Origin of the sequence: Limosilactobacillus viscerum (assembly GCF_947387525.1) — a bacterium.
GTDB classification, from domain to species: Bacteria; Bacillota; Bacilli; order Lactobacillales; family Lactobacillaceae; genus Limosilactobacillus; species Limosilactobacillus viscerum.
On sequence record NZ_CANDNW010000017.1, the window covers coordinates 23,174 to 36,970 of the forward strand.

Sequence of the window (13,797 nt, forward strand, 5' to 3'; positions counted from 1 at the left end):
TGCCTAAATTACGCTGATCTTCCGTTGAAATGTAATATTTTTTATGCTAACCTAACAAAGTATTCGAATTAAGTTAAATTTGATTACCAAATCAAGTTAACAAAATAAGATGAAAGGTGGATTTGGCGTGGATAACACAAAAAATCAACACAAGAAGCATCACTTGATAGAGTATGCTAACGGTAAGTCACTTGAAGAAATCAACGGAACCGTTGAAGTACCACATGGCAAGGGCTTTTTCAAGACCTTGTTTGCCTACTCTGGTCCTGGTGCCCTCGTCGCAGTTGGGTACATGGATCCAGGTAACTGGGCTACTTCAATTACCGGTGGTCAAAGCTTCCAATATACTCTGATGACTACTATCTTGATTTCAAGTTTGATTGCGATGTTGCTTCAATACATGGCGGCTAAACTCGGAATCGTGAGTCAAATGGACCTAGCCCAGGCAACACGGGCACGGACCGGTAAAGCATTAGGGATTATTCTTTGGATCATGACTGAATTAGCCATTATGGCGACCGATATTGCGGAAGTTATTGGTGCGGCGATTGCCCTAAACCTCCTCTTCCACATTCCATTGATTCCATCAGTATTTATTACTGTCCTTGACGTTTTAGTTCTGTTACTTTTGACAAAGATTGGTTTCCGGAAGATCGAAGCAATTGTTGCATGTTTGATTCTGGTTATCTTGTTCGTCTTCGCTTACCAAGTTGCTTTGTCTGACCCTAACTGGGGAGCTGCATTTGCAGGCTTACTACCTTCAACTAAAGCAATTGCACAACACCCTGAAGTCGGTGGGATTACCCCATTAAGTGGTTCTCTCGGTATCATTGGTGCGACTGTTATGCCCCCACAACTTGTACCTGCACTCAGCTATTTCACAGACTCGTAAGATCGACCACGATGACCTTGATAGCATTCGTCAAACTGTTCGTTTCACTACTTGGGATTCTAACATCCAACTGTCACTGGCCTTCGTTGTTAACGCCCTCCTGTTAATCATGGGGGTTGCTGTCTTCAAGTACGGTGCCGTTAAGGATAGTTCATTCTTCGGTCTGTACGATGCATTGAACAACACTTCGATGCTTAGCAACCCAATCCTGATTGCCGTTGCTAAGTCCGGTGTCTTATCAACTCTGTTTGCCGTTGCCCTGTTAGCTTCTGGTCAAAACTCAACCATTACTGGTACTTTGACCGGTCAAGTTATCATGGAAGGTTTCGTCCACATGAAGATGCCTCTGTGGGCACGGCGGTTAGTTACTCGTTTGATCTCAGTTGTTCCTGTTTTAATCTGTGTTGGGATGACTAGTGGCCAAAGCGAGCTTCAACAACACACGGCGTTGAACCTCTTAATGGAAAATTCACAGGTCTTCTTGGCATTTGCCCTGCCATTCTCAATGTTGCCATTACTGATGATGACTAACAGTGATGTTGAAATGGGTGAATTCAAAAACCGGCTATGGGTTAAGATCTGTGGTTGGATTTCCGTAATTGCATTAACGTTCCTAAACCTTTACAACCTTCCTTCAACATACGAAGGATTTGGTGTTTGGTCTAAGGGTACCGCTGATGTCTTAGCCTACATTTCAATTGTCGTTATCCTTGTCCTGCTGGCATGGACCTGTGTTGAACTGTACCAAGGTGACAAGCGGTTTGCTGCTGAAGGTCGCGGCTTTGGTCAACGTGAAGCACAAATGAAGAACTCTGCTAAAAAATAATTAATACTGTAAACTATCTAACCGATGAGGCTGAGAAATTCTTGTTTCCCAGTCTCTTTTTATTAACCACTAATTACAAAAGATTTTGCTTCTTTTAACTTTCTATACTTTTGCTTCATAGTTTCTTCATTTTTCCTGGGTATGATATAAACAATCCTAAATAAATAATCTCCCTAGGTAAATAAAAACTAAAACGGTCACCCGCTCCCAACCAGCGCTTGACCGTTTTAGTTTTGTCTCCTGCTAGCAATGATCAATGTTATAATATAAACTTGAATGTTATAAAGCACAGTTAGCTGTGTACCCAGATGAGGTGAACACATTGAATAACAACAATCAAGACCGGCCTAGCCGCGTTCAACTTTATGATTCAAACAACAAGAAACGGTCCCGTGGTTCCCTATTTAAGGGGCAAAAGAGCCACCACCCAAAGAAACCCGGCAACCGTGGAAAAAAGACCTTTAAAATCCTGCTAGGAATCCTTTTGGCAATTCTGCTAGTCTGTATCATTGTCTTTATCGTTAAGCAACAAGACCCAGTACGAACCAACACAGATAATGATAGCACCAGCGTATCGAGCAGCTCTAAGCGCTCCAGTAGTCATCGTCACCGCCACCATAGCGATAGTATTGATGATAATGATGACGATGATGACACCGGCACTACCACCACATACTCTTACACACCGTCAAGTGGTCGGACTGGCGGTAGTCAACAAACCACTAACCAGGGTCGGCAACAAAGTAACACCCAAACTACTACGGGAACTGGAAACCAGTCTACTGGTACTGGTCAGCAGGGTGGTAGCCAACAACAGGGCCAAGGCAGCGCACCAACTGGCTCTACTGGTGGCGGTGCCACTTCTGGACCGCAAGCACAAGCATCTAACTAACGCCCAATGAATAAATATAACTTTTTTATTAAAAGTACTTGTCAAACTAAATTTGGGTGTTATAATTTGAATCAATCAAAGGATAAGCAAGCAGTTAGTGCTTAACCAGGGAGATATGACCTAGGCTGGAAGTCATATTTAGTCGACAGCTGCTTGTACCACCTTCATATGATTACTGGCCGAGATAAGGCTGGTCGGGGCGTGTCCGTTAACACACCATAGAGAGAGTATCTTAATACTCTGAACATGGGTGGAACCACGCTAACTATTGATAATTAACGTCCCTAGTACATACGGTTTTCGTATGCACTGGGGGCGTTTTTAATTTTATAAAGGAGAGATTTCGTTATGGCACAAGTTGCAGTTATGTCTGTTGACGGGTCAGTTAAAAAGATTGACCGTGATTCAGAAGAAGGGTTACAAGCACTCCGCAAGCTTTCAGCATTATTACTGAAGAGTGCTTTGCAACAAGAATTTAAGGGGATTCGGCTCGGTGAAGCCGTTTATGATGAAGATGGTTTCCATGTTGACTCCGATAAGGATGACCAACAAGTTTCCGCCGATGAATTACCAGCATTGCAAGACGCATTAGTTGGCGCCGCTAAGGATGCAAAGGTTGAATTTGTCGAAGTTGCCCTTGACGATGCATTGGCAGAAGTAAAGGATGACCCATACTCAACCGAATTGATCAAGGAAGCTGCCAAGGATGGCAAGGTTGCTATGTACCAAGCTAACGATGCAAAGATCTTAGCCGACAGCGACATCCTGGTTTATGGTGACGCAATTAAGCACCTCAAGCTCTTATCCGTTGCCGGTGCTTACTGGAAGGGTATGTCATCAAACCCAATGCTCCAACGGATTTACGGTACTGTCTTCTACAACAAGGCTGGTCTTGACGAAGAAATGAAGAAGCGTCAAGAAGCACGTGAACGTGACCACCGTGTAATTGGTAACCAACTGGACCTCTTCTTCGTTGATCCAAAGGTTGGTGCTGGTTTACCATACTGGATGCCAAAGGGTGCTACTATTCGGCGGACAATTGAACGTTACATCATCGACCGTGAAGTTGCCGATGGTTACCAACACGTTTACACCCCAGTTCTGATGAACCTGGACGCCTACAAGACTTCTGGTCACTGGGAACACTACCGTGATGACATGTTCCCACCAATGGACATGGGTGATGGCGAAATGCTTGAAATTCGGCCAATGAACTGCCCAAGCCACATTCAAATCTTCAAGCACCACATCCGTTCATACCGTGACCTGCCAATGCGGATCGCTGAACTTGGTATGATGCACCGTTACGAAAAGTCAGGTGCCCTGTCAGGTCTGCAACGGGTTCGTGAAATGACATTGAACGACGGTCACACCTTCGTTGCCGTTGAACAAATTCGTTCTGAATTCGCCAAGATCCTGAAGTTGATCATGGACGTTTACAAGGACTTTGACATCACTGATTACAGCTTCCGTCTTTCCCTTCGTGACCCTAAGAACACTGAAAAGTACTACGGTAACGATGAAATGTGGGACAAGTCACAAAAGCTGTTAAAGGCTGCCATGGATGACTTGAACCTTGACTACTACGAAGCCGAAGGTGAAGCCGCATTCTACGGTCCAAAGCTTGATATTCAAACTAAGACCGCCCTTGGTAATGAAGAAACTATGTCAACCATCCAACTGGACTTCATGCAACCAGACCGGTTCGGCTTAACTTATGTTGGCAAGGATGGTAAGGAACACATGCCAGTTATGATCCACCGTGGGATCGTTGGTACGATGGAACGGTTCGTTGCTTACCTGACTGAAATTTACAAGGGTGCCTTCCCTACCTGGTTAGCTCCTGAACAAGTTCACATCATCCCAGTTAGTGAAGAAAACCACGGCGACTACGCACAAAAGCTTGCTAAGAAGCTGAAGGCTGCCCAAATCCGGGTTGTTGTCGATGACCGGAACGAAAAGATGGGTTACAAGATTCGTGAAGCCCAAACGCAAAAGGTTCCATACACCCTGGTTGTCGGTGATGACGAAGTTAAGAACAACAGTGTTTCTGTTCGGAAGTACGGTGAAAAGGATCAAAACAGCATGAGCCAAGACGACTTCATGAACGAAATTCTGGCAGATATTGCATCATACTCACGTAAGAACTAATTATCTTTTCCCCCTACTAAAAAGATAATAAATAAGCACTTTGGTACAGGGCAGTTCAACCCCACGATATACCTTGTGCCAAAGGTAGTCATATTATACTCATTAACCTCCAATCAAAATGAGAATAATATCTAAAACGCCCGCTAGGTAAGCAGCAAACCTAGCGGGCGTTCCCCGTTTATATATATCAAACACAAAAGAGGCCCGAAGCTCGACAAATGAACTTCGGACCTCTTTTGGTATTCACGGAAACTAACTTCGGATCAAAGCCATCTCCTGTTTTTACTAAAAAATCTATTTTTCATCACTAATCTTCGGCAAGGCCAAGAAAATCAACAGGCCGACCGCGAAGAGAGCCGCTAGTGAGGCTACTCCAATCGTTGACTTGCCGGTCCACTGGGTCACCACCCCAACGATCAAGGGGCCTAAGATTGCGGAAAATTTACCAAGGATATTATAGAAGCCAAAGAACTCACTACTAGAATTTTTTGGTACCAGTTGACCAAAGTATGACCGGCTCAAGGCTTGCAAACCACCCTGACTAGTCCCAATCAAAATAGCGAGGAACCAAAAGTCAAAGAGGCTGTGCAGCCGGATTGCATACAGGCAGATAAACAGGTAAATGACGATCCCGGTTAATACCGCCGCCCGGTTAGATGTCCGCCGGGCTAACCATCCGTATAATAACGAAAATGGGAAGGCAATCAGCTGGACAACCAATAGGATCATCATCAGCATGGTTGTATTAACCCCAAGGTCCTTCCCGATTGCAGTGGCCATTGTAAAGATGGTATCCACCCCATCAATGTAGAAGAAGTAGGCAACTAAGAACCAGGTAATCCGCCGGTACTGTTTTATATGGCGAAAGGTCCGCTGAATCCGGTGGAAACTGTCAGCCACGGGGTTACTAACAGCAGCAACACTATAGCGCTGGTGGCCGTGACGGAGCAGTGGCCAAGCAAAGATAATCCACCACACACCCGCAATTACAAAGCTAAAACGGGCAACACCATAGCTCGAAAGGAGGCCGCCAAAGCCGTTGCTAAGTTGGGCTGCCAGGAAGACGATGAAAGCAACTACCCCACCGAGATAGCCCATTCCATAACCGGTAGTCGAAACAATATCCATCTGGTGGTCATCAGCCACGTCAGTTAAGAAACTATCGTAAAAAAGGTTCCCACCGGAATAACCGATCACGCTAAAAACGTAAATGACCAACAGCCACTGCCACAAGTGTGGTGGAATTAGTGCCAAGCCAAAGGTAAGGACAATTCCCGTCCAGGTGAAGACATTTAACCAACGGCGCTTAGAACGTGGGTAGTCAGCCAACGCGCCGAGCAATGGCGCTAGCAAAGAAACAATCAGCGTACCAAAGCTATTCGCGTAGCCCCAGAAAGCAGTCGAGTTGACTGCTGAAACACCAGCATCATGTGCAACCGCCTTGAAATATACTGGAAGAACCGCGGTGATTACCAGAATCCCGTAGCCAGAATTGGCCCAGTCATAAAATATCCATTGCCATTGTTGCTTATTTAGTTTCACGTGGCACCTCACTTCTTAAGGACGCCACGAATTGGCTGGCCGGCAGTAGGTGCTGGGTATTTCAGGCCGAGTAATGCAGCAAAAGTTGGACCTTCATCAACCAGGTGCACACCTTCAACTGTTGCCCCTTCGCGAACATCGGGGCCCGCAAAAATAGCGGTAGTGAAGTAATTCGGCTGGTTAGGGCCGTAACCATGAACCCCATGGTAACGATCATGAGTTCCTAGCGATGCTGGGTCCACTTTTTCAACTACCGCTGGCCGGTTTACTTCGTCGGTAAAGTAATAACCTGGTTTTGCTTCAACCAGGAAGGCACACTTGGGATCCGCACCGAGTTTAACGGCTTCGGCGCCATCGTAAATATGCTCAACCCCTTCAACACCCGCAATTACCTGCTTAACCTTTCCAAGGTCAACGTTGCCGCGGGTATAGACATAGGTCTCACCATCACAAGTCTTGGCAGTTACCCGCCAATTACCCTTATAGGTTGTCTTACCATCAACTGGTGTTAGCCATCCCTGCTTTGCAAAAAGCTGATTTAAGTGGATCATCTTATCAACATTAATCTGGTAGTGGTCACCAAGGATAACAAAGTTGGTCTGGTCATACGTCCCTGCATCCTTAGTTGCCCGGATCAACCGTGCAACCCGGCCATCAAGCCGCTGCAAAGCCGCCTTTGCCTCATCAGAACGCACACCATAGCGGTGACGCATGCTGTCCATATCAACCAGGTGAATTAATGTCAGGTCTGGCTGCTTGTTTTTCAGGGTATCAACCGCGCAAGCCGTAATGAAGTCATCAAGCCATGGCTGCTTGATTCCATGGCGGAGCTTGCCATAACGGTGGTTCATCTGCATCAAGAACCATGGTGAACTAGCCTTTAACGATACCATGACCTGGTTAGTCCAGATCCGATTAGGAAAAATTTCCGCCAAGTTATAGTCAATCTTGCTACCGGCAGTAACCGGCCACAAAAAGGCAGCAGTGGTCATTCCCGCTTCCCGGGCCACGTCATAAAGTGGTGTTGCTTTAACGTCCTTCCGGTACCAATACCAGTCCGGTGATAGGCGCCGTGGTTGGAGTTTTGTATTATTAACAACCCCGTGTACTGCTGGGTACTGCCCAGTAATGATTGATGTGTGGGACGGGTACGTTAGCGTCGGGAAAATCCCCTGGACTTTTTTTACCCAGGTCCCCTTTTCAATGAGTTGGGCCAGGTTTGGTACTAGGTCCCGTAACTCATTTAAGTCACGAAAGCCCATCGAATCTAGTGAAATTACTACTAGCTTATTTCGTTTCATTTTTATCTCAGCCTTCTACCTCTCAAAAAATAACATATTACCATTCTACTATCGTTCAATCTTTTTACCAAGTTTTACAATTTTGGCAACTAATTTAAAAATGGTGGTTGACTTTTAGATTAGAATTTATTAAGATAATGACAATTAAATTAGAAATCGCTTAGAAGAGATGAGTAAGTTAGTTGAACCAGCACAGAGAGTCGTGGCTGATGAGATACGATGTGGCAAAGCTAACTGAAGATGGTCTTGGAGCATTAACGGGTGGCGAGCCATTCTGGTAAGCTACCCACGATTGACGACCGATAAAACGTCTGGGTTTACCTGCGGGTGTACCTACTGAGGGGTAGATTGGAAGGTCTACCTAAATTAGGGTGGTAACACGTTAATTAATGATTGAAATTGACGTCCCTAGGAAAAGTAAAGAAGCTTTTCCTAGGGACTTTTTTATTTGCTCTCTTTCCTGAACTTATCCACTTGCGCTAACTAAGAAAGGACCGATTTTGATGACTGAATTTACTAACCGTACTGTATCACCGTTCCGCTATGATGTTGTGGGGAGCTTTCTCCGTCCACAAGAATTAAAGGACGCCCGGGCAAAGTTTGCCAAGGGTGAAATTAGCCAAGCCGACCTCACCGCAGTGGAAGATAAATGCATTATTGACCTAATCAAGAAAGAAGAAGCCGCAGGACTAAAGGCTGTCACAGATGGAGAATTCCGGCGCAGCTACTGGCACCTCGACTTCTTCTGGGGACTGCAAGGGGTTAAACACGTTAATTTGAAGCACGGTTACTTTTTCCACGCTGAAGAAACACGTAATGATTCCGTCCAGGTTGAAGGTAAAATTTCTGGCAAGAACCACCCCTTTGTCAACTACTTTAAGTTCGTTCGTGACCATGTTTCACGTGGAACACAAGTTAAGCAAACTATTCCCGCACCTGCGCAGTTCTTGGAAGAATTAATCCGTCCTGAAAACCAGGCTAGCGTCAAGAATGCTTACGAATCTTTAGATGACCTCGATCATGATGTTGCGGCTGCTTATCACCAAGTAATTGAAGACTTGTACGCTGCTGGCTGTCGTACTCTCCAACTCGATGACTGTACCTGGGGAATTTCAGTTAATAACTTTGCCAACCTAAAGAAGAAGGATCCGAATGCGGACACTTCCGAATTAAAGGCGCTCCAGGAACGCTTCCTCCGGGTCAACAATGAGGCAATCGTTAACTTACCAGCCGACCTCACGATTAATACTCACGTTTGCCGTGGTAACTACCATTCAACCTGGGCCGCGGCTGGCGGCTATGGCCCGGTTGCCGACACATTATTCGCGCAAGAAAACGTTAACGCATTCTATCTCGAATATGATTCTGACCGTGCTGGCGGCTTTGAACCACTTGCTAAAGTTCCTGATGAAAAATACGTTGTTCTCGGCCTAATCACTTCCAAAAACGGTGAACTCGAGGACAAGGAAGCAATCATTAATCGGATCAAGGAAGCTGCCAAGTTCCACCCACTTGACCACTTATGCTTGAGCCCCCAGTGTGGTTTTGCTTCAACCGAAGAAGGTAACATCCTAACCGAAGAACAGCAATGGAAGAAAGTTACCCTCGTTAAGGAAATCGCCGAAGAGGTCTGGGGTTAAATTCATTCGCAAAAGGCGGTCTAGCTATCATCTTAGTATCCTTATAAACGACAAAGAGACTGAATCAATTTTCAGTCTCTTTTTTATATTCCGATCATGACGTCTTGTAGATGACTACTTTCATTTAGTTAACTCTTGTCAGAAGTTCTAAAAAAATTATCATAGAAACTTAATCTAAAAAGGAGTTGACGAAGATGAAAGAAAACCAACCAGAAACTCAGCAACTAAATCGTTCGTTAAATAGTCGGCACATTACGATGATTGCTATCGGCGGTGCGATTGGGACCGGGCTCTTTCTTGGCTCGGGCCAGGCCATCCACCATGCCGGTCCATCAATTATCATCGCTTACCTGGTAATGGGCATTTTTACCTTTATGCTAATGCGCGCACTCGGTGAGCTAATGCTGTCCGACACAAGTAAGCACTCTTTTATTGATTTTGTTAGCACTTATATGGGCCCCCGAATGGAATTTGTAACTGGCTGGATGTACTGGATCTGTTGGATTAGTCTTGCGATGGCGGACCTAACCGCAACTGGGATCTACCTCAAGTTCTGGTTTCCTCATTTACCACAATGGGTTGGCCCACTGATTATTGTTCTTCTCTTGATGTTGGCAAATATGGTCAGCGTCGGTATCTTCGGCGAGATTGAAAGTTGGTTCTCCCTGGTCAAGGTGGCAGCCATTATTGCATTAATTCTGATTGGACTTGGGATGGTCTTCAACCACCATGTCGTCAACGGTGTGCCAGCATCATTTAATAACCTGGTAGCCTATGGCGGACTATTCCCAACCGGGCGAAGTGGCTTTATGATGGGCTGCCAAATGGTGGTCTTCGCCTTTGCTGGGATTGAAATGGTCGGCGTAACTGCTGGTGAAGCGGCCAACCCTGAAAAAGAGCTGCCCCACGCAATTAATACCTTGCCGATTCGGATCGCACTTTTCTATATTGGATCAATGCTGGTAATTATGTCGGTTTACCCATGGAACCTAATTAAAACTAACACGAGTCCCTTTGTTCAAGTCTTTACTGCCGTTGGAATTAAGTACGCTGCCGGAATCATTAACTTTGTCGTTTTGACCGCTGCCATGTCTGCAACAAATAGTGCCATCTTTACAACTAGTCGGACGCTCTATACCCTGGCTAGTACCGGAAACGCACCGCACTATTTTGCTAAGCTGAGTAGTGAAGCTGTGCCGAAGCGGGCGCTGAACTTTTCCTCAATGGTCCTGCTGATTGTTGTTGCGTTAAACTACTTTGTCCCATCAAAGATCTTCAACATTATTTCAAGTGTCTCAACGATTAACTTCCTCTTTATCTGGATTATTATTCTTTGGTGCCATATTCTCTACCGGAAGAAGAATCCGGCTGGCGTCAAGATCTTTACCATGCCCGGCTACCCCGTTACCAGCTGGCTAACCCTGCTTTTCTTCGTCGGTGTACTGGTTGTTCTCCTGATTGAGCCTTCCACCCGTCTATCATTAATCCTCTTCTTAGTATTCTTTGCAATTCTCTTCTGGCAATACAAGCTAATTACCGGAAAGGACAGGTAAGTAAAATTGTCTACTAACTGGCCGATTACTAAAAAGTGATGATTTTCAAACTGCTTTGCGATGATCGTTGTAGCAGAGAACGATCCTCCAAGAATAAGCCTTGTTGGTTAGTAAAAAGTCGCTAAAATGTATAAGTGTAGATGAATGAAACAGATGTCTTATTCATCCACAGCTCCAGATATTATTTTTTAAGGAGGCAATTATTATGTTTAAGGTTATTTTTTGGATTTTAGCAATTTGGTTCGTTATTAACGTTATCTGGATGTGGTTCAAGCTCGATAACCAATCACTGCAAAAGACCTTTGCTTGGATTAACGTTATCGCTGTTATTGTTGGTTTCTGGGTTTACTACGGTGTAAGTCACGATGCTGGTGGAATTGCCCCATGGTTCCTCGGCATGAACTGGGTCAACGTGGTAATTGCATGCCTGCAATTCTACTACGGCTACCGCAAGAACAACCAATAATCTCAACTAACCAATCCTAAACTCTTTCTTTTTCTTACCCTAATTAAAAAGTAGCGAGGAAGAAGTCGTAATCAACTTCTTCCTCGCTACTTTTTAAATTACTCAACTAATTTACCAACAACCGGTAAGCCATCAAGGACCCGCTTACCGTGTGGCGCTACGGAAGTAATAATCTTCGTCAGATCTTTTCCGGCAACGTTGCCGTGGTGTTGGCCACCAGCCCAGGCATCTTTTCCGGAAACGTCATATACAACGCCCTCAACCGCTACGTAAGAAGGTTGACCATTTTGACCATTGTATTGTTGTAATTCTTCTTTTGTAAATTCTTTTGCCATAAGCGGTCTCCTATTTTCTTAATTTTGGTACTTTAACCATACCGTAGCCCGGTGGCAAAAGCAATAAATTTGCTCGGGCTTAAAATAAAATTACAACTTCTTAACCATGTTGTACCAAGTGTTACCACCATGTTTAACATCTGACACACCGGCCCGCTGGAAACCGTTTTTCTCATAAAAAGGAATGTCTTTTTCAAGCGAAAGCAACGACATTGTCTCACGGTGGGCAGCCCGGGCTACCTTTTCAAGTGCTGCCAGTAATTTGGCACTGAGTTCCTGGTCGCCATAATTAGCTGCCTGGGCAATTCCCAACACTAGCTGGTGACCACCAGTTGCTTCATTCGCTGCTGCTTGCTTATACATTGCATCGTGGATAAATTCATCCTTGCTGACAGCACCAACAATCAAGCCCACTACCCGCTGGTCATCCCGGGCTACCAGGAAGGTATCATTTTGCTTGGCAATCCGGTCTTGAATTACTTCCGGCGTGCCCGCTTGCAGCCGCACACCCATCATTTCAATCGCAACAATTGCACCATAGTCACCCATCGTCGCATTGTTAATTTCTAGCATCGATAATCGCCCTCATTCTTTTAAAGTATGTTCACAATTTAATCGTAGCTTATTCCCCCAAAAACGGCAACCGTTTACATTAGCTAAATAAAAGCAAACTATAATTTCTTTACCAGGTGGTACCAGGTTTCCTCAGCATGACTAGAATCCGATACTCCGACCTGTTCAAAACCATTTGCAAGGTAGAATGGAACGTTCCTTGCCAATGAGTCGAGTGAAATTGTCGTCCGTTGTCTAGCCCGAGCCACTTTTTCAAGTGCCGCCAAGAGCTGACTGCCTACTCCCTGACCCCGGCATTCCGGTGCAACTGCAATCGAAAGAACCAGCTGGTGGCCACCACTCGGCAAGCTGCTTGGCGTCCGTTCATACATCTCGTCGGTCACAAACTCATCCCCTGTTGCTGGGCCGACAATAAAGCCAACAATCCGGCTGCCATCTTTTGCCACCAGGAAGGTATCACCTAATTTGGCAATCCGGTCGCGAAATGCAGCCGGGGTACCCGCTTCGGCAGGACTAAAACCCGCCCGTTCAATTGCCACCACGGCTGGTAAGTCTGCCATCGTTACATTAGTGACCTTGATCATCGTTTGCTGCCTCCATACATATTAATTATGTTAGTTAATTTAATATTAGTATTTTACATTGTCATCTTATCCCCTTACCATCAAGGTAACAAGATCTAACAGGAAGCGAGGATAAATCGTGAAAAAACACTACTTATTAAATACCGTTGCCATGGTAATTGCCACAATTGGTCTTACCATCAGCGGTCACGCCGCGGTTCAACACTACCGCCAATCGACCGTCCCTACTATCTTTGTCCACGGCTGGGGCTCCGGTGCCCATGCAGAAGACAAGATGGCGAAGGCCGCCGTCCGGGCTGGCGTCACCAAGACAATCGTTCGGGCTAATGTTGACCGGCAGGGAAAAGTAACCTTTAACCGGCACATCCCCCACGGCGCCATCAACCCCATCGTGGAAGTTAACCTCGAAGACAACAAGTTAAGTCACTACCAAAGCAACTACACTAAGGGCTACCACCATGGCGGGACTTATGTAAAAAACGTGGTAACCGCACTTGAAGGGCAAGGTAACTTCCCTGCAATCAACCTGGTTGGTCATTCAATGGGCAACCTTGAAATTGCTAACTATATTAACGATAATGCAGGACACCTCCCAAAGATTGATCACTTAGTTGCAATTGCTGGTCACTACAACGGGCTCGTCGGCCAGGCTACGGCTGAGGGTAATATTAACACAACGACTGGGAAGCCAGTTCATGAAGATTCGTCATATCGGGCATTGCTGAGTCTCCGGAATAACTTCCCCCGTAACACCCGTGTTCTCAACATTTACGGCAACCTTGACGATGGGTCCAAGTCTGACGGGGACGTTCCCGTTAACTCCGCTAAGTCGTTGAAGTACCTAGTTGCCGGCCGGGCAAAATCCTACCAGGAGCTTGAACTGCATGGTAAAAGCGCCCAGCACAGCAAGTTGCATAACAACAACCACCAAGTTGACCAAGCACTGATCAACTTTTTATGGGTAAGGCAGATTGCAAGAAATAACTTGAACAAATTTAGTAACGCAGATTACGCAAAAAGATCTCAATTGGTGTTCGCCAAT

The 13,797-nt window shown here is 45.5% G+C and carries 11 protein-coding genes and 1 pseudogene; 7 read left to right on the plus strand and 5 right to left on the minus strand.

The window, feature by feature from the left end; genetic code table 11:
* The first annotated feature begins 109 nt into the window (after window positions 1–109).
* The 3 genes and pseudogenes from QOS07_RS06070 to thrS all read left to right on the plus strand — a co-directional run bounded on the left by QOS07_RS06070 (window position 110) and on the right by thrS (window position 4,761).
* Window positions 110–1,718, plus strand: a pseudogene (locus tag QOS07_RS06070) (Nramp family divalent metal transporter).
* Between the two features lie 313 nt (window positions 1,719–2,031).
* Entirely contained in the window at window positions 2,032–2,610 is a 579-nt protein-coding gene (locus tag QOS07_RS06075; protein ID WP_283588082.1) for a hypothetical protein, read from the plus strand.
* Between the two features lie 348 nt (window positions 2,611–2,958).
* A complete protein-coding gene (gene thrS, locus QOS07_RS06080) occupies window positions 2,959–4,761 on the plus strand; it encodes a threonine--tRNA ligase (protein WP_283588083.1) in 1,803 nt (600 codons plus the stop codon).
* A 294-nt stretch (window positions 4,762–5,055) separates the two neighbouring features.
* Here thrS and QOS07_RS06085 read toward each other — a convergent pair whose 3' ends face one another.
* Both QOS07_RS06085 and QOS07_RS06090 read right to left on the minus strand, forming a co-directional pair.
* Window positions 5,056–6,303: an MFS transporter gene (locus QOS07_RS06085; protein WP_283588084.1), complete on the minus strand. Its 1,248-nt coding sequence runs from the start codon at window positions 6,301–6,303 to the stop codon at window positions 5,056–5,058.
* Window positions 6,304–6,311: 8 nt separating this feature from the next.
* The gene (locus QOS07_RS06090; protein WP_283588085.1) at window positions 6,312–7,604 is read right to left on the minus strand and encodes an alkaline phosphatase family protein; all 1,293 of its coding nucleotides are present in this window, start codon (window positions 7,602–7,604) and stop codon (window positions 6,312–6,314) included.
* 503 nt (window positions 7,605–8,107) lie between these two features.
* Between QOS07_RS06090 and QOS07_RS06095 the strand changes: the two genes are divergently transcribed.
* From QOS07_RS06095 to QOS07_RS06105, 3 genes are all read left to right on the plus strand, one after another.
* Window positions 8,108–9,244, plus strand: a complete 1,137-nt coding sequence (locus tag QOS07_RS06095) for a 5-methyltetrahydropteroyltriglutamate--homocysteine S-methyltransferase (RefSeq protein ID WP_283588086.1) — start codon at window positions 8,108–8,110, stop codon at window positions 9,242–9,244.
* Window positions 9,245–9,438: 194 nt separating this feature from the next.
* Window positions 9,439–10,797, plus strand: coding sequence for an amino acid permease (locus QOS07_RS06100; protein WP_283588087.1), 1,359 nt, complete (start codon window positions 9,439–9,441; stop codon window positions 10,795–10,797).
* A 205-nt stretch (window positions 10,798–11,002) separates the two neighbouring features.
* On the plus strand, window positions 11,003–11,263 hold the full coding sequence (locus QOS07_RS06105) for a hypothetical protein (protein WP_283588088.1): 261 nt from the start codon (window positions 11,003–11,005) through the stop codon (window positions 11,261–11,263).
* Between the two features lie 98 nt (window positions 11,264–11,361).
* On the opposite strand, the gene QOS07_RS06110 is transcribed toward QOS07_RS06105, so the two are convergent.
* The 3 genes from QOS07_RS06110 to QOS07_RS06120 form a co-directional block, all read right to left on the minus strand.
* Window positions 11,362–11,598 carry a cytochrome b5 domain-containing protein gene (locus QOS07_RS06110; RefSeq protein WP_283588089.1) on the minus strand — a complete coding sequence of 79 codons (237 nt, stop codon included), beginning with the start codon at window positions 11,596–11,598 and terminating at the stop codon, window positions 11,362–11,364.
* Window positions 11,599–11,688: 90 nt separating this feature from the next.
* The gene (locus tag QOS07_RS06115) at window positions 11,689–12,171 is read right to left on the minus strand and encodes a GNAT family N-acetyltransferase (RefSeq protein WP_283588090.1); all 483 of its coding nucleotides are present in this window, start codon (window positions 12,169–12,171) and stop codon (window positions 11,689–11,691) included.
* A 98-nt stretch (window positions 12,172–12,269) separates the two neighbouring features.
* Window positions 12,270–12,755, minus strand: a complete 486-nt coding sequence (locus QOS07_RS06120) for a GNAT family N-acetyltransferase (RefSeq protein ID WP_408613334.1) — start codon at window positions 12,753–12,755, stop codon at window positions 12,270–12,272.
* 118 nt (window positions 12,756–12,873) lie between these two features.
* On the opposite strand from QOS07_RS06120, the gene QOS07_RS06125 reads away from it, so the two are divergent.
* Window positions 12,874–13,797: alpha/beta hydrolase (locus QOS07_RS06125; RefSeq protein ID WP_408613335.1), on the plus strand; the 924-nt coding region annotated here is incomplete at its 3' end.

Bases quoted from the DNA above. Each gene is read 5' to 3' on its own strand.
- thrS (WP_283588083.1), top strand. From the start codon at position 2,959: ATGGCACAAGTTGCAGTTATGTCTGTTGACGGGTCAGTTAAAAAGATT.
- QOS07_RS06090 (WP_283588085.1), bottom strand. From the start codon at position 7,604: ATGAAACGAAATAAGCTAGTAGTAATTTCACTAGATTCGATGGGCTTT.
- QOS07_RS06095 (WP_283588086.1), top strand. From the start codon at position 8,108: ATGACTGAATTTACTAACCGTACTGTATCACCGTTCCGCTATGATGTT.
- QOS07_RS06100 (WP_283588087.1), top strand. From the start codon at position 9,439: ATGAAAGAAAACCAACCAGAAACTCAGCAACTAAATCGTTCGTTAAAT.
- QOS07_RS06105 (WP_283588088.1), top strand. From the start codon at position 11,003: ATGTTTAAGGTTATTTTTTGGATTTTAGCAATTTGGTTCGTTATTAAC.
- QOS07_RS06110 (WP_283588089.1), bottom strand. From the start codon at position 11,598: ATGGCAAAAGAATTTACAAAAGAAGAATTACAACAATACAATGGTCAA.
- QOS07_RS06115 (WP_283588090.1), bottom strand. From the start codon at position 12,171: ATGCTAGAAATTAACAATGCGACGATGGGTGACTATGGTGCAATTGTT.
- QOS07_RS06120 (WP_408613334.1), bottom strand. From the start codon at position 12,755: ATGATCAAGGTCACTAATGTAACGATGGCAGACTTACCAGCCGTGGTG.